We start from the raw sequence: 16,688 nt of genomic DNA, 5'->3' as shown, positions 1-16,688 counted from the left end.
TAATACAACGAAAAAAGCCTCATAATATCCACGAAAAGATGTACATTATGAGGCTTCTATCAGATTTCTTAAATTGAACCTGTCACTTTCTCAATTAAATCGGGCTGGAATCCCATATGAGACATCACTTGTTCAACCATTTGCCTTTTGCGACTGGTGTTGTTATTGGTGATAACCCAAAACGGTGTATCTGGAATTGCTTTTGGCTTTGTTGTATTACCGTTTGCCAACAGGGTTTCTTCATTGTCAGCAAAATAAACACGCTTACGACCTTTCACATTTGTCGCTTGTGCAAAACCTTCTGAGTCTAGTTTATATAATGTCGATAAAACCAACATAAAGCGATCAATCGCTTTTTTCAGATCAGCAAACTCATCAGAAATTAGCAGAGAGCGCATCTCTTTTACTGTATCTAAAGACTCAGCTTTTCCGGCATCTTTACTTACGACAATCCCTTGCGGCTTCTCCATTACAGGTTTAGTGTTCGCTTCCTGCAACTGACCATCAAGGTTTAGAAGGCGTCGCAAAATGTCCGAGGCGCTTTCACCGATATGCTTAGTTTGGCCGGCAATATAACGGTACAGATCCTCATCAACCTCAATTGTTTTCATTCGCTTTTCACATTCTCAATGTATAAACTCTGGGGGATTATAACGAGATCCTAGCGGATACTCCACGTTAAACCCATCACGAATAAGATAAAATGTCAGCATTACTCAACTATAAGCTCGAAGGCCAAGGCCAACCGGTTGTTTTGATCCACGGATTGTTTGGCAGTTTAGGCAATCTAGGGCTATTAGCTCGTGATCTTGCCACTGATCATACCGTCATCAGTATCGACCTCAGAAATCACGGACTTTCGTTTCATTCAGATACGCACAATTACGCTGATATGGCACAAGATGTTGCAAAGTTACTCCGCCATTTAAATCTAGACCCCGCTATTATCATTGGCCATTCAATGGGTGGCAAAGTCGCGATGAAACTTGTCGATATTGCCCCAACGCTGGTCACGCAACTGGTCGTACTCGACATCGCGCCTGTGGCGTATACCGTTAATCGTCACGAAAATGTTTTCAAAGGATTGCAGGCTGTTCTCGAAAACTCGCCGACTTCCCGTCAGCAAGCTATGAGCATTCTTGAACAGCACATCGAAATAGATGGTGTACGACAATTCTTATCTAAATCTTTATTCAAAAACGGAGACAAGATGGACTGGCGTTTTAACGTTACCAGTCTTTTCAAACACTATGCCGACATTATGGGTTGGCAACAAATTACACCAACAGATGTCCCAACACTGTTCGTAAAAGGTGGCGATTCTGACTACCTATTACCAGAGCACCAGCAATCGGTACAAATGCAGTTTAACAATACCAAAGCCCATATTATCGCCAATACGGGTCATTGGCTACATGCGGAAAAACCGCTCGAAGTATTGCGCGTGATACGAAAACACATTTCTTGATAAAGAATTCGTTAGCAAGCATCGATTATTGAAATAACCCCTATCATCGTGCATTAACTTTACCGTTTAACAGTGGTATAGTGCGCCAAATAATTTTCGGCATGACGGACTAAAATGCTATACGACTACATGGACATGCTTGAGTCAATTGGACTCGATTTGCTTTTTGCTGCTATCTTTTTTTTCATTGGGATGGCAATAAAAGACGTGCTCAATCAAGGCAATGTCCCAGCTTTTGGTCGTCGAATTGTATGGTTAGTTCTCTTCTTGGGCTGTGCAGGCTTTATTGCCAAAGGTATTATTCAGCTCACTTGGGAAGGCTCAGGGTTAGGTTAAACCCTCAGTACCATCGCCAACAACACACAATGTAAAGGTATAGACTCTATGGCAAGTGTAGGTATCTTCTTCGGTAGCGACACAGGTAATACTGAAGCCGTTGCAAAGATGATTCAAAAGCAGCTAGGTAAGCACCTAGTTCACGTTCAAGACATCGCCAAAAGCAGCAAAGAAGACATTGATAACTTTGATCTTCTGCTTCTCGGTATCCCGACTTGGTACTACGGCGAATCACAATGTGATTGGGATGATTTTTTCCCGGAACTAGAACAGATTGATTTCTCGACCAAGCTCGTTGCGATCTTTGGCTGCGGTGACCAAGAAGACTACGCAGAGTATTTCTGTGACGCAATGGGCACTGTTCGTGACATTGTGGAAGCTAAAGGTGGCACTATCCTTGGACATACATCAACAGAAGGCTACGAGTTTGAAGCATCTAAAGCCCTTGTTGAAGGTGATGATAGCCAATTTATTGGTCTGTGTATCGATGAAGATCGTCAGCCAGAACTGACAGATGAGCGTGTAGAAAATTGGGTTAAGCAAATTTACGAAGAAATGTGCCTAGCTGAATTAGAAGACTAAATCGCTTTTTATTAAGATGATCAAGGCCTCCATTATGGAGGTCTTTTTATATCAAACAAAAAAGCAAGCACCGAATATAAGTAACCCATTTCAAATTTGACGTAAGAATTTATTAACCCTTTGAAGTTCGTGGTTTAATGTTTTTGACGCATCGCCTATAATGTATCGTTATTGAATTCTGTTAAATCTCTGCAGATGATCCAACGGGAAAGTATATGTCAGATAATAATCAGGCGCTGAAGGATGCGGGTTTAAAAGTTACCCTTCCAAGGCTAAAAATTCTAGAAGTACTTCAGCAGCCAGACTGCCAGCACATCAGTGCTGAAGATTTGTACAAAAAGTTGATTGATCTAGGTGAAGAGATCGGTCTTGCTACCGTTTACCGAGTACTAAACCAGTTTGACGATGCAGGTATTGTCACTCGTCACCACTTTGAAGGTGGTAAATCTGTGTTCGAATTGTCGACCCAGCATCACCACGACCACCTAGTGTGTCTGGACTGTGGCGAAGTTATCGAATTTTCGGATGAAGTCATCGAAGAACGTCAGCGTGAGATTGCAGCAAAATACAATGTTTCGCTAACAAACCACAGTCTTTACCTGTACGGAAAATGCTGTGACGGCAGTTGTAAAAACGACCCGAACGCACACAAACCTAAGAAATAACGAATTTATAAAGCGCTCAAAGAGCGCTTTTATTTTATCGGTTAAATACCTCACATGCCCATCTATTAGTAGATCCACTTGCGTCCAATCTGACAGATTTACACATGCTGATGTTTATACCAATCATCGTAAATAACGGGACATTCTAACTGGTTAAAATGCTCCCTAGCTATATTGTCTTTTCGGTTATAAAAAGCTTATTTGAATCGGTATTACAACTACACGATAGATATAAAAAATGCCAGTCGATGACTGGCATTTTTATTTTCATTACGATTACTGAGCTTCAATCTTTGCCCAAGTGTCACGTAAGCCTACTGTTCTGTTGAACACTAGCTTATCAGTCGTCGAATCTTTCGAATCCAAACAGAAATAGCCAGTACGCTCAAACTGATAACCTTTTTCCGCTTCAGCAGAGGCTAAGCTTGGTTCGACAAAGCCGTTAATCACCACCAGTGATTCTGGGTTAATAGTCGCCGCGAAATTTTCTGCTGCTGCTGGATTTGGTACAGTGAACAAACGATCGTACAGACGAATTTCTGCTGGTAAGGCTTTATCCGCAGATACCCAGTGAATTACGCCTTTTACTTTACGACCGTCAGTCGGATTTTTACCCAAGGTTTCCGAGTCATAAGTACAGAAAATCGTTGTGATATTACCTTCTGCGTCTTTCTCAATACGTTCAGCTTTTATTACATAAGCACCACGTAATCGGACTTCTTTACCTAGAACTAAACGCTTGTACTTCTTGTTTGCTTCTTCACGAAAATCTTCACGCTCAATCCATACTTCACGCGTAAATGGTACGTCACGTGTGCCCATTTCGGGCTTGTTTGGATGGTTTGCAATGGTTAAGTTTTCCACGACACCTTCGTCAAAGTTTTCAATCACCACTTTGACGGGATCGAGAACAGCCATTGCACGCGGTGCATTTTCATTTAGGTCGTCACGAATACAAGACTCTAACGAACTAAACTCGATCATATTTTCTTGTTTCGTAACCCCAATACGCTTACAGAATTCACGAATAGATGCTGGAGTAAATCCACGTCGACGTAAGCCTGATACCGTTGGCATACGAGGATCGTCCCACCCGCTTACCAACTTCTCAGTGACAAGCTGACTCAACTTGCGTTTCGACATGACTGTATATTCAAGGTTTAGACGGCTGAATTCATACTGATGAGGTCGCGCATCAATGGTGATGTTATCCAGAACCCAATCGTACAAACGTCTGTTATCCATAAACTCAAGAGTACAAATTGAGTGAGTAATCCCTTCAATCGCATCAGAAATGCAGTGAGTAAAGTCGTACATCGGGTAGATGCACCACTTGTCACCAGTCTGGTGGTGAGTAGCAAAACGTACACGATAAAGAACCGGGTCGCGCATCACCATGAATGACGAACCCATATCGATCTTGGCACGAAGACAGGCCTTACCTTCTTCAAATTCACCAGCACGCATTTTTTCAAATAACGCGAGGTTTTCTTCCACAGAACGATCACGGTATGGACTCGGCTTACCAGGAGCCTTTAACGTACCGCGATACTCACGAATCTGATCAGGACTTAACTCATCGACGTACGCTAGTCCTTTATTAATCAATTCAATTGCATATTCGTAAAGCTTATCAAAGTAGTTTGATGAGTAGCACACGTCACCACTCCACTCAAAGCCCAACCAGTTTACATCTTTCTTGATAGACTCAACGTATTCGACGTCTTCTTTTTCTGGGTTTGTATCGTCAAAACGTAAGTTACATTGACCCTGGTAGTCCTGAGCAATACCGAAGTTCAAACAGATAGACTTAGCATGGCCGATATGCAGGTAACCATTCGGCTCCGGCGGAAATCGAGTATGCACGCTAGTGTGTTTGCCATCCGCGAGATCTTTATCAATGATCTGGCGAATAAAGTTTGATGGACGAGCATCAGCTTCACTCATCTATAGCACCTCAAAAATTAGTATTGTCAGAGAAAATGAAACTCTGTCACCCAACTTGGTGTTACAGAGCCTAATGCCCTTAATGATCCACAATTCTGAGCCAATAAACAACAAGAACTCACGTTAAAACGGGATTATTTATTGAGTTTTATCTAAATGTCATCAAATTACGCAAGTGATTACTCAAAAATAGGATAAGAAAACAGCGGCAATGAATGAAGAACCGTAAAAACAAAAAAGGCCTCCGTATCAGGAGGCCTAAAACATAAGTGTTCTCTATTCCACTACGGAAGTTTTACGTCCGATAGGTCTTCGCTTGCACCGATGGCTTTCATTTCGCCAGCAACGATTTCTGCTAGAGGACCGAGGATAACTTGAAGGTTGTTCTCACCAAGCTTCACAACACCTTTAGCACCAAGCTTCTTCAACACCTCTTCGTCCGCAACAGAACGATCTTTCAGGCTTAGGCGTAAACGAGTGATACATGCATCAATTGAAGTCAGGTTGTCGTGACCACCTAGCGCTTTTAGATATTGACGAGCTAAGTCACCACCTTTTGCCTCAGTTGCAGGAGCTGAAGAGGCAGAATCGTCATCTTCACGGCCAGGTGATTTAAGGTTGAATGTACGAATCGCAAAGGTGAACGTGAAGAAGTATAGCGCACCAAAGCCAAGACCAACGGCACCAAGTAGCAGTGGTTTCGTCGCCAGACCGTAGTTCAACAAGTAGTCAATCAGACCTGCAGAGAAGGTGAAACCATGTAGGGTACCTAGCATGTTTGCAACAACCAGTGATAGGCCAGTAAATACCGCGTGAATTGCGTATAGTGCCGGCGCTAAGAAGACAAACATGAACTCTAAAGGCTCTGTGATACCAGTTAGGAATGAACAGAATGCAACTGAGAATAGTGCACCACCTACTTGGCTACGTTTTTCCGCAGGAGCAGCAAGGTACATAGCTAGAGCCGCGCCAGGCAGACCGAACATCATCACAGGGAAGAAGCCGTTCATGAAGACACCAGCAGATTTGTCACCACCGAAGAAACGGTGTAGGTCGCCAGATTTAACGGTTTCAGTCACTTCTTTAACTGTCGCTGTGATTTCAGGCGTAACAGAATTTGCAAACTCAAACGTATGTACGTGACCAACAGTCAGAGTTTTTGCTAGAGCAGGGTCAACACAAAGCTGTTGTAGTGTAGGAAGAGCTTGGCCAGCGGCATTTGCGCCAGTAACAAGAACTTCTTGACAAGAACCCATACCAAACCAGAAGAAAGAGTTAAGTACGTGGTGTAGACCTACAGGGATAAGGGCACGGTTTAATGTACCATAGAGGAATTGACCGATGGCACCAGAGGTAGAGATACCGTGAGCTAAAGCGTCTAAGCCACCCTGAATGGTTGGCCATACGAGACCGCCAATCGCGCCCGCCACCAATGCAAACAGACCAGCCATAATCGGTACTAGACGTTTACCAGAGAAGAACGCCAACCATTCTGGAAGACGTGTCGCATGGAAAGCGTTGTAAGAATGGCCGGCGATGATACCAGCAATAATACCACCGAAGAACGACATATTAACTGTTGAATCAATGGTTGATGCGGTAGCAGTTAAAACAAAGTAAGCAACTGCACCTGCAAGACCAGCAGCACCTTGACCGTCTTTCGACAAGCCAATAGCAATACCTAGGCCAAACAATAATGGAAGATTTGAAAAGATTGAGTTACCAGCTTGTGCCATAAACGCGATGTCAAAGACATCTGGTTGTCCTAATCGCAACAACAAACCTGCGATTGGCAAAGTCGCGATAGGAAGCATCAATGCTTTACCTAACTTCTGCGCGTATCCGAGAATATTCACCTTAAGTTCCCCCTATAGGATTAGATGTCGTAGTGAATGACTTATTTTAGTCGTTCAATTTAGTCATAATTAGTTTATGGAATATATTTTGCCCCGCAAATTAAAAGCTAATTGTTTGTGATCCTAGTCACCAGATTTCCCCCTTAGCGAGGGTTTTTGCTAGCGAGATCATAAAACTTATTTTATCATACGAAAAAATGGCGTTTTAAAGTTATGATTCTCTCACTATTTACAAGATAGAATCGGTGTTATGTTGGTAAATTTGCGGATAATAAAATGTCTATTCGCTGAGAAAAAACACCAATTAATGAACAATATTTCTATTTTTCATTGAGTTGAAACATACGCCACTAGTAAAACGCGGCTTGCTGTGTGTAATTCGTTATCTAATTGAGTGTTGCAAACTAAGTAACCGAAGTTCAAGAGTACCACCACTTCGATAACATTACAGACAGAATGAATTCTCATCTATAAGGACTGGCTGACTATGTACGCGCTAAGTAACTGTAAAATTTATACCGGTAGTGATGTTCTTACCGATCATGCGGTTATCATCGAAAACGACTTAATTCAATCCATTGTTCCTGCTGATCAACTGCCAAGCGGCATTGAAATAAAAGACCTCAACGGTGCAAATTTAAGTCCTGGGTTTATCGATCTTCAACTTAATGGTTGTGGTGGTGTCATGTTGAATGATGATATTACGCCAGAAACAATACAGATTATGCATGAAGCCAACCTTAAATCTGGATGTACTAGTTTCCTACCAACGTTGATCACTTCATCCGATCAAGATATGAAAGCCGCTATAGAGGCCGCAAGACAATATCACAATAAGTATAAAAACCAATCACTTGGTCTACACCTTGAAGGTCCTTATCTCAATGTTGCGAAAAAAGGCATCCACAGTGTCGATTTTATCCGACCTTCAGATGACGAAATGATAGACCTAATCTGTGCCAACACAGATATCATAGCAAAAGTTACGTTAGCTCCTGAACTTAATGATCCTGAACATATTTCTCGTTTAAAATCAGCAGGCGTTGTGGTCTCGATTGGCCATACCAATGCCACCTACGCAGAAGCGCGTAAAGGTTTCGAAGCAGGCATTACCTTTGCAACTCACCTGTTTAACGCCATGACACCAATGGTAGGACGAGAGCCTGGCGTGGTTGGCGCAATCTACGATACTCCTGATGTTTATACCGGTATCATCGCCGATGGGTTTCACGTCGATTACGCGAACATACGAATTGCCCATAAAATTAAAGGCGAGAAGCTTGTTTTGGTGACGGATGCCACAGCTCCAGCAGGTGCTAACATTGATCACTTTATTTTTGTCGGCAAGAAAGTATATTACCGTGATGGTAAGTGTGTTGATGAAAATGGCACATTAGGCGGCTCAGCTTTAACGATGATAGAAGCAGTTCAGAATTCAGTTGAGCACGCAGGTATCGCTTTAGAAGAAGCTTTACGTATGGCTACGCTATATCCAGCAACCGCTATCGGTGTGGAAGAGCGTCTTGGCCGAATTCGAAAAGGAATGGTGGCGAACCTAACTATTTTCGATCGTGACTTCAATGTAAAAGCGACGGTTGTTAACGGACAATACGAGCAAAATTAAGCATGAATGGCGGACAGATTGGTAATGTAGATTTAGTAAAACAGCTTAACAGCGCAGCCGTATACAGGTTGATCGACCAGCAAGGGCCTATCTCCCGTATTCAGGTAGCGGATGTTAGCCAGCTCGCCCCCGCGAGTGTTACCAAAATAACCCGCCAACTCCTAGAGCGCGGCCTTATTAAAGAGGTAGCGCAACAAGCTTCTACGGGTGGTCGACGAGCGATTTCGTTGACCACTGAAGTAAAGCCCTTCCACTCTATAGCGGTTAGGTTAGGACGTGACTACGTTCAATTCTGTCTATACGATTTGGGCGGTAACGCACTTGCCGAAAACCAGCATGAGCTGCATTATCGTAATCAAAAAGACTTAATTGCTGGACTGATTGAATTACTTAAAGACTTTGTCAATCAGAACCAAGACAAAATTGATCAGTTGATCGCTATTGGTATTACCCTACCCGGCTTGGTTAACCCCACCACTGGTGTTGTTGAATACATGCCAAATACCGATATCGATAACCTGGCTCTCGGTGAAATCATCAGTGAAAAATTTCATACCGCTTGTTTTGTTGGTAACGATGTGCGTGGTATGGCGTTAGCGGAACATTACTTCGGTGCAAGTCAGGATTGTCAGGACTCCATCTTAGTCAGTGTCCATCGTGGAACGGGAGCGGGTATCATTGTAAATGGTCAGGTCTTTCTTGGTTTTAACCGTAATGTTGGTGAAATTGGTCATATCCAAATTGATCCATTGGGTGAACAATGTCAATGTGGCAACTTCGGTTGTTTAGAAACCGTTGCAGCAAACCCCGCAATCATAAAACGCGTAAAACAACTGATTGCTCAAGGTTATGAATCTAGCCTAACGGATGTTGAAAACATAACGATTGAAGATATATGCACTCACGCAATGAGTGGTGATGAACTGGCAAAGCAGAGCTTAGTGCGTGTTGGCAATCAGTTAGGTAAGGCAATCGCAATTACAATTAACCTATTTAATCCACAAAAAATTGTCATTGCGGGTGATATTACAGCCGCACAAGATATCGTATTCCCAGCGATTAAGCGCAATGTCGAAAACCAGTCTCTAAAAACATTCCATAATGAACTCCCTATTATCGCTTCGGAAATAGACAAGCAGCCGACAATGGGCGCATTTGCCATGATCAAGCGCGCGATGTTAAACGGTGTTTTGTTACAAAAATTGCTTGAAGACTAAAGCTTTAACCCTGAACCTTATTTAGGTATCAGTAATAAAATGAGTTACACTTTCGGGCTGTGTTTACACAGCCCGTTTTGCATATCAGGAAACTCTCATACCGTATGGAAATCATCTTAATTTCAACTGCTTTTTTAGCAGGATTCATCGCGCTTAAGTGCAGTCTTCCACCTTTAGTTGGCTTTTTGCTTGCGGGGTTTGGCTTGCATGCATTCGGTTACCAAAGTAATGATGTGATTATCACACTTGCCGATCTCGGTGTGACCCTGTTGTTATTTACCATCGGTCTTAAACTCGATGTAAAAACGTTACTATCAAAAGAGATCTGGGGAGGTGCAACTGCGCATAACCTGCTCTCCACTGCATTCTTTGCCGTCGCTCTTGGCGGATTAAAGCTTTTGGGTCTAACGTCTTTAGCCAGTATGGACAGTGGACAAATTCTTCTTCTTGCATTTGCTCTGTCCTTCTCTAGTACCGTATTTGCAGTCAAAACACTGCAAGAAAAAGGGGAAATGAGCGCCACTTACGGTACGCTCGCGATAGGTATCTTGGTGATGCAGGATATCTTTGCGGTCATCTTCCTCTCTGTCTCTACTGGCAAAATCCCCGAATGGTATGCGATTGGTCTGTTTACCCTGCCTTTCTTACGTCCTGTGTTTTACAAGTTATTGGACAAAGTTGGTCACGGTGAAATGCTTGTACTGTTTGGCATCTTCTTTGCGCTTGTGGTTGGAGCTGGCTTATTTGAATTCGTCGGAATGAAGCCTGACCTCGGTGCGTTGATTTTAGGTATGTTACTCGCTGGGCATAGCAAAGCTTCGGAGCTGTCCAAATCTTTGTTTAATATGAAAGAACTCTTTTTAGTGTGCTTTTTCCTCAATATTGGCTTATCGGCCTCTTTGAGCTTTACCGGTATTGGATTAGCACTCTTGTTTATTTTACTACTGCCAGTAAAAGGGTTGCTGTACTTTTTGACGATAAATCACTTCAAGTTTCGCGTTCGTACTTCTTTACTGGCCTCGTTGTCACTATTTAACTTTAGTGAATTCGGTCTTATCGTTGGCGGCCTCGCGTACAAAATGGGCTGGATGCCGAGTGATATGTTGGCGGCAATTGCAGTGGCGGTATCGCTGTCATTTATTATTTCTGCGCCGTTAAACCGCTTAAGTCATAAAATTTATCAACATTCGGGTAAATGGCTGCAAGAGACCGCAGCCGAAAAGCTAAATCAGCGCGATCAACTCATTAACCCTGGGCATGCTCAAGTACTCATTCTTGGTATGGGGAGAATTGGCACCGGTGCGTATGATGAACTACGTGCTCGCTACGGAAAGATATCGCTTGGTGTTGAAATTCGCGAAGACGCAGCACATCAACACCGCACAGAGGGTAGAAATGTGATTGCCGGCGATGCCACTGACCCGGACTTCTGGGAGCGTATACTCGACACTGCGAACGTAAAGTTAGTATTGTTAGCGATGCCTCATCATCAAGGGAATCAAACCGCATTGGAACAACTTCAGCGACGAAACTATCAAGGGCAAATTGCTGCGATTGCAGAGTATCCGGACCAACTTGAAGGTCTATTAGATAACGGAGTGAATGCCGCGTTTAACATCTACAATGAGGCGGGTAGCGGCTTCGCACGGCATGTATGCCAACAATTAGAGCTGAAATTTACGCCAATGAAATAAATTTTTGATTCGTTCATTTTTAAGCCTTCCCATTAAAGGAAGGCTTTTTTGTATATTTTTTGCACCAAACCTTGATCTTATTCACCAAAACAACTCCTTATTTAAATATTATTTACCTTCAAAGGGTTTTTATCATTTTTTTAATCACAAAGCGTTGCTTTTTTTATTCATAGTGGCAAATTGGAGCTATACCGATTAGAAATTGTTTAGTTTAAAAAGGATGTTGTATGTGTTCAGTATTTGGCATTTTAGACATAAAAAGTGATGCAGCGGCCCTGCGCCCTATCGCATTGGAAATGTCGAAAAAACTTCGGCACCGTGGCCCTGACTGGTCAGGTATCTACTCATCAGAGCGCGCAATCTTAGCTCATGAGCGCTTGGCTATCGTCGGTCTCAATAGCGGAGCTCAGCCACTATACAGCCCAGACAAAAAACTTATCCTTGCGGTAAACGGCGAGATCTACAACCACAAAGAAATCCGCGCCCGCTATGAAGGAAAATATGAGTTCCAAACGGATTCAGATTGCGAAGTTATTCTAGCTCTCTACCAAGAAATGGGCGCTGACCTTCTTGAAGAACTAAACGGTATTTTCGCATTCGTTTTATACGATGAAGAAAAAGACGAGTATTTAGTTGGCCGTGATCACATTGGGATTATTCCGCTTTACCAAGGTTACGATGAGCATGGTAACTACTACGTGGCTTCTGAAATGAAAGCGCTTGTCCCTGTATGTAAAACTATTAGTGAATTTCCTCCTGGTAGTTACTACAGTTCGAAAGACTCAGAGCCCCAACGTTATTACGTTCGTGACTGGAACGAATACGCAGCCGTACAAGGCAACACAACCAGCAAAGAAGAGCTGACTGAAGCGCTTGAAGCTGCTGTAAAACGTCAGCTGATGACAGACGTGCCTTACGGTGTGTTGCTCTCGGGTGGTCTGGATTCCTCCATTACGTCAGCAGTAGCAAAACGTTTTGCGGCAATGCGTATTGAAGATGATGAGAAATCCGCGGCTTGGTGGCCACAGTTACACTCTTTTGCTGTCGGTCTTGAAGGCGCTCCAGATCTAAAAGCGGCACGTGAAGTTGCTGATCAAATCGGTACCGTTCACCACGAGATGACTTATACGATTCAAGAAGGTCTCGACGCCATTCGTGATGTGATTTACCACATCGAAACCTATGACGTAACCACAATCCGCGCGTCGACGCCTATGTTCTTAATGGGACGTAAAATCAAAGCGATGGGTATCAAGATGGTGCTTTCAGGTGAAGGTGCAGATGAAATCTTCGGTGGGTACTTATATTTCCACAAAGCACCGAACGCACAAGAGTTCCATGAAGAAACCGTTCGTAAGCTTCTAGCTCTGAACATGTTTGACTGTGCACGTGCCAACAAATCGCTGGCGGCATGGGGTGTTGAAGGTCGTGTTCCTTTCCTAGACAAAGAGTTCATCGACGTTGCGATGCGCCTCAACCCAGCCGACAAAATGTGTGGCAACGGCAAAATGGAAAAACACATTCTGCGCGAGTGTTTTGAACACTACTTACCTGAATCTATCGCATGGCGTCAAAAAGAGCAGTTCTCTGACGGCGTTGGCTACAGCTGGATTGATACACTAAAAGCCGTAGCGGAAGAAAAAGTAACCGATCAACAGATGGAAACGGCTCAATTCCGCTTCCCTTACAATACACCAACCACAAAAGAAGGGTATGTGTACCGTGAGATTTTTGAGGAGCTGTTCCCACTACCATCTGCAGCAGAATGTGTACCGGGTGGCCCATCGGTGGCGTGCTCTTCTGCAAAAGCAATTGAATGGGACGAGTCATTCAAAAACTGTGTTGACCCTTCAGGCCGAGCAGTACAAACCGTTCACAACGACGCTTACTGATCGCTCACAGCGCCAGCTAACGTATTGTTAGCTCGGGCAATAAATCAAAAAGGGCTGGTATCAACCAGCCCTTTTTACTCTGCATGTAAACCTAAACTAATTCAGGTCTAAGTCACTGTTGTCAATACTCACTGGGACACGCTTTGTTATCATCTGCACCAGCATTATCGAACGCTTTTCTCCATCTTGTTCTTGGAAGATCGCATCAATACCAGCAAACTGCCCACTCTTAACTCGAATTTCATCACCGGGTTTAGGCAATCGTTCAGATGAATGGTCGTCGCTACAACACATTTCCAGTTTGGACAGCTCGTCAATCAATTCTGTGGATATTTCTTTCGGCTGAGCACCGAATCGAACGAAATCAACGACTCCACGAGTTGAGCGAACGCTAGTAAAGTTAGGACCTTTTTCATAGTCAAAGTGAGCAAATACGTAAGACGGGAATAGCGGTTCTTCGACTTTTTGCCTCTTACCACGCAAGATTTTTTCAACCTCTATCGTTGGATAAAAGCATTCGACACCTTGGTTTTCCAGATGCTGTTTCGCTCTAACCTGCTCGCCACGCTTACAATAAAGTAGATACCAACGTTTCATTCTATTTCTAACCACTTATGATTTTGTTTGCATCCTAGCATTTCACTCGTGTTGCGTCATAAACATTTACCAAACATGTAAAAAGTGCTTACAAAACAGCCAAGTAAACATTCTTTCTATTAAAATGTCACTCGCACTCGTCTACAGGTAAAAATGAAAAATTAGTTTGCAAAACATTAATAAAACCATTCATTCAACCACAAAAACACCGTATATCAGTTATTTAATCGATTAAAAAACCAATATTATAAAATTTTATCATTTGTCAGTCATTAAATTGCAATGTATAGGTAAGTCTCAAAAAAATGTAATAACTATGATAAGACTAGCTTATGTCAAACCAACATCAATATTTTGGCCACCCACGTGGCTTGTTCTTACTGTTCGGCACAGAACTTTGGGAGCGATTCTCTTACTATGCAATGCGTGCCATTTTGGTACTTTACCTCACAGATCAAACAATGAATGGCGGCCTTGGCTGGTCGACCAAAGACGCGTTGGATCTTTATGGTATCTATACCGGCCTTGTGTACATCACACCGCTTATTGGTGGATATCTAGCAGATAACTATTTGGGGCAGCGCCGTTCCATTCTGCTTGGTGGCGCCTTAATGGCGATCGGTCAATTTACATTGGCTCTACCAGCCGATGCACTAGGTATAGGCGCAATGCACTCTTTCTATCTAGGTCTAGGTTTGCTGATTGCGGGTAATGGCCTGTTCAAGCCAAACATCTCAACAATGGTGGGTGACCTTTATAAAGAAGGTGATAATCGCCGCGACGGTGCTTTCACTATCTTTTACATGGGCATCAACATTGGTGCTTTGCTTGCAGGCGTTATTTCTGGCTCAGTCACCAACTCATTTGGTTGGAAAGCTGGCTTTGTCGCTGCCGGGACAGGTATGGTTATTAGCTTAGTGATGCAAGCCTTTCTTGCTCAATCTTGGCTTGGTGACATTGGCCGAGAGCCAGCAGCGAAACGCGCACTGGCAAACGGCAAAACAGATAAAAAGCAACCATTAACCAAAGAAGAAGTGGATCGTCTTAAAGTGATCTTGGTCATGGGTCTATTTACTATCGTATTCTGGGCAGGTTTTGAGCAAGCAGGTGGCTTGATGAACATTTACACCCAAGAATACACAGACCGTATGATAGGCAGTTTTGAAGTGCCAGCAGCTTGGTTCCAATCTCTGAACCCGTTCTTCATTATCACGCTAGCGCCTGTCTTAGCTGCATTCTGGGTCAAGATGGGCAAACGTGAGCCTAACTCGCCCGTTAAGTTCGCTTTGGCGTTGTTCTTCTTGGCAATCGGCTTCTTATGCATGGTTGGTGCTGTGGTTGAACAAGGTGGCGATACGGCGGTTAAAACCTCAATGATGTGGTTAGTGGGCGCCTTCTTCTTCCATACTTTAGGCGAACTATGTTTGTCACCAATTGGCCTTTCTTTGGTAACAAAACTCGCACCGTTACGCCTTGCTTCACTAATGATGGGCGCATGGTTTGGTTGTAACGCTATCGCAAACTATGTTGCTGGTTATATTGGCTCGCATGTTGGTGAACTTGGTGCAATGGCGATCTTTGGCGGTATTGCAGTCACCGCTACCGTTAGTGGTGCAATTCTACTGCTATTCTCTGGCACGCTTGTTCGTTGGATGCACGGTGCAGAAAGTGGCGCGGTAGCCGAGCCTGTGGCAGAAACAGCAGAACAACAAGTTCAACCTGCATAACAAAATCATGACTATACAACAACAAAAGGGTCGCTGAGTGCGACCCTTTTTTTATTACCAATAATCAAGAGGGGCTGGCTATCAGGCCGGTAAATTATGTTGTTTGCTACGAACCAGTTCCGCCATCATTTCTATGTGTAAGTCATCGTCGTTCAAACATGGGATATAGTGAAATTGCTCACCTCCCGACTGTAAAAATATCTCTTTGTTTTCGCCCGATATCTCTTCTAACGTTTCCAAACAGTCGACAGAGAAAGCTGGCGTCATCACGTCGATTTTCTTCACACCTTTACTTGGCAATGCCTCGACCGTTTTATCTGTATAAGGTTGAAGCCACTCCTCTCTACCAAAACGGGACTGATAAGTCATGCCAATCTGATCTTCACTTAAACCAAGTGCTTGGCCTAATAAACGTGTCGTTTCTTCACAATGCTGCGGGTAGATATCCCCGTTATCCGCATAGCGCTGCGGAATACCATGATAAGAACATAATAGGTATTCCCCTTTGCCGTGCTCTTCCCAGTGACGTTTAACAGACTGAGCAAGCGCTTCGATGAACATTGGATGATTATAATAGTCCCGAACAACACTTATCCCGGGTATGACCGGAAGCGTTTTAAATGCTTTAGCGAGGCCATCAAAAACTGCCGCGGTTGTGGTTCCGGAATACTGTGGGTATAGAGGAAGCACAATAATGTCTTCAACACCTTGGTTCTGAAGCGCTTCAACTCCCGATTGAAGACTTGGATTCCCATAAGTCATACCAAGCTCAACAGGCAAGTTAATCTTCTGAGCTAGCTTATTAACTTGACGTTTTGAGTACACCATCAAAGGCGATCCTTCCTCCATCCACACGGACTGATAGAGTTTTGCAACCTTTGGCGACCGTATCGGTAAAATAACGCCGTGTAGAATCGGGCACCACAACCAGCGCGTCATATCAACAACACGCTGATCATGAAGGAACTGGCTAAGAAAGCGCTTTACCGCGGGCGCCGTTGGTTCATCGGGTGTCCCTAAGTTCACCAGTAGCACACCTTGTTTTTTTATTTTTTGCATAGTGCCCCTATTTTTAACTCATAG

The 16,688-nt window shown here is 43.5% G+C and carries 14 protein-coding genes; 9 read left to right on the top strand and 5 right to left on the bottom strand.

Going from position 1 to position 16,688, the window contains the following annotated elements:
• Positions 1–68: 68 nt before the first annotated feature.
• Positions 69–611: a replication initiation negative regulator SeqA gene (seqA, locus tag ONE56_RS03865; protein WP_423840248.1), complete on the bottom strand. Its 543-nt coding sequence runs from the start codon at positions 609–611 to the stop codon at positions 69–71.
• Between the two features lie 92 nt (positions 612–703).
• On the opposite strand from seqA, the gene ONE56_RS03860 reads away from it, so the two are divergent.
• The 4 genes from ONE56_RS03860 (at position 704) to fcrX (ending at position 3,051) form a co-directional block, all read left to right on the top strand.
• On the top strand, positions 704–1,468 hold the full coding sequence (locus tag ONE56_RS03860; RefSeq protein WP_041154259.1) for an alpha/beta fold hydrolase: 765 nt from the start codon (positions 704–706) through the stop codon (positions 1,466–1,468).
• Positions 1,469–1,582: 114 nt separating this feature from the next.
• Positions 1,583–1,804, top strand: a complete 222-nt coding sequence (locus ONE56_RS03855) for a DUF2788 domain-containing protein (RefSeq protein WP_331438569.1) — start codon at positions 1,583–1,585, stop codon at positions 1,802–1,804.
• A 48-nt stretch (positions 1,805–1,852) separates the two neighbouring features.
• Entirely contained in the window at positions 1,853–2,386 is a 534-nt protein-coding gene (gene fldA / locus ONE56_RS03850; RefSeq protein ID WP_041154260.1) for a flavodoxin FldA, read from the top strand.
• Positions 2,387–2,601: 215 nt separating this feature from the next.
• Positions 2,602–3,051: a ferric iron uptake transcriptional regulator FcrX gene (fcrX, locus tag ONE56_RS03845; RefSeq protein WP_041154261.1), complete on the top strand. Its 450-nt coding sequence runs from the start codon at positions 2,602–2,604 to the stop codon at positions 3,049–3,051.
• Positions 3,052–3,327: 276 nt separating this feature from the next.
• On the opposite strand, the gene glnS is transcribed toward fcrX, so the two are convergent.
• Together glnS and nagE are read right to left on the bottom strand one after the other, a co-directional pair.
• Positions 3,328–4,998, bottom strand: coding sequence for a glutamine--tRNA ligase (glnS, locus tag ONE56_RS03840; RefSeq protein WP_041154262.1), 1,671 nt, complete (start codon positions 4,996–4,998; stop codon positions 3,328–3,330).
• Between the two features lie 284 nt (positions 4,999–5,282).
• Complete coding sequence (gene nagE, locus ONE56_RS03835) at positions 5,283–6,854, bottom strand: N-acetylglucosamine-specific PTS transporter subunit IIBC (protein WP_331438570.1); 1,572 nt, start codon at positions 6,852–6,854, stop codon at positions 5,283–5,285.
• A gap of 487 nt (positions 6,855–7,341) precedes the next feature.
• On the opposite strand from nagE, the gene nagA reads away from it, so the two are divergent.
• The 4 genes from nagA (at position 7,342) to asnB (ending at position 13,281) form a co-directional block, all read left to right on the top strand.
• Positions 7,342–8,478: an N-acetylglucosamine-6-phosphate deacetylase gene (gene nagA, locus ONE56_RS03830; RefSeq protein WP_041154264.1), complete on the top strand. Its 1,137-nt coding sequence runs from the start codon at positions 7,342–7,344 to the stop codon at positions 8,476–8,478.
• 2 nt (positions 8,479–8,480) lie between these two features.
• On the top strand, positions 8,481–9,695 hold the full coding sequence (gene nagC / locus ONE56_RS03825; protein WP_331438571.1) for a DNA-binding transcriptional regulator NagC: 1,215 nt from the start codon (positions 8,481–8,483) through the stop codon (positions 9,693–9,695).
• A gap of 104 nt (positions 9,696–9,799) precedes the next feature.
• Complete coding sequence (locus ONE56_RS03820) at positions 9,800–11,389, top strand: cation:proton antiporter family protein (RefSeq protein ID WP_041154266.1); 1,590 nt, start codon at positions 9,800–9,802, stop codon at positions 11,387–11,389.
• Positions 11,390–11,616: 227 nt separating this feature from the next.
• Entirely contained in the window at positions 11,617–13,281 is a 1,665-nt protein-coding gene (gene asnB / locus ONE56_RS03815) for an asparagine synthase B (RefSeq protein WP_041154267.1), read from the top strand.
• Between the two features lie 96 nt (positions 13,282–13,377).
• Here asnB and rfaH read toward each other — a convergent pair whose 3' ends face one another.
• Positions 13,378–13,878, bottom strand: coding sequence for a transcription/translation regulatory transformer protein RfaH (rfaH, locus tag ONE56_RS03810; RefSeq protein WP_331438573.1), 501 nt, complete (start codon positions 13,876–13,878; stop codon positions 13,378–13,380).
• A 332-nt stretch (positions 13,879–14,210) separates the two neighbouring features.
• On the opposite strand from rfaH, the gene ONE56_RS03805 reads away from it, so the two are divergent.
• Positions 14,211–15,605, top strand: coding sequence for a peptide MFS transporter (locus ONE56_RS03805; protein WP_331438574.1), 1,395 nt, complete (start codon positions 14,211–14,213; stop codon positions 15,603–15,605).
• 81 nt (positions 15,606–15,686) lie between these two features.
• On the opposite strand, the gene hemH is transcribed toward ONE56_RS03805, so the two are convergent.
• Positions 15,687–16,664 carry a ferrochelatase gene (hemH, locus tag ONE56_RS03800; RefSeq protein ID WP_331438575.1) on the bottom strand — a complete coding sequence of 326 codons (978 nt, stop codon included), beginning with the start codon at positions 16,662–16,664 and terminating at the stop codon, positions 15,687–15,689.
• Between the last annotated feature and the right edge of the window lie 24 nt (positions 16,665–16,688).

It is taken from the genome of Vibrio mytili, assembly GCF_049563345.1.
Classification (GTDB): Bacteria; Pseudomonadota; Gammaproteobacteria; order Enterobacterales; family Vibrionaceae; genus Vibrio; species Vibrio mytili.
The sequence above is the reverse complement of the archived record's forward strand: the minus strand, read 5'-3'. Positions and strand labels throughout refer to the sequence as shown.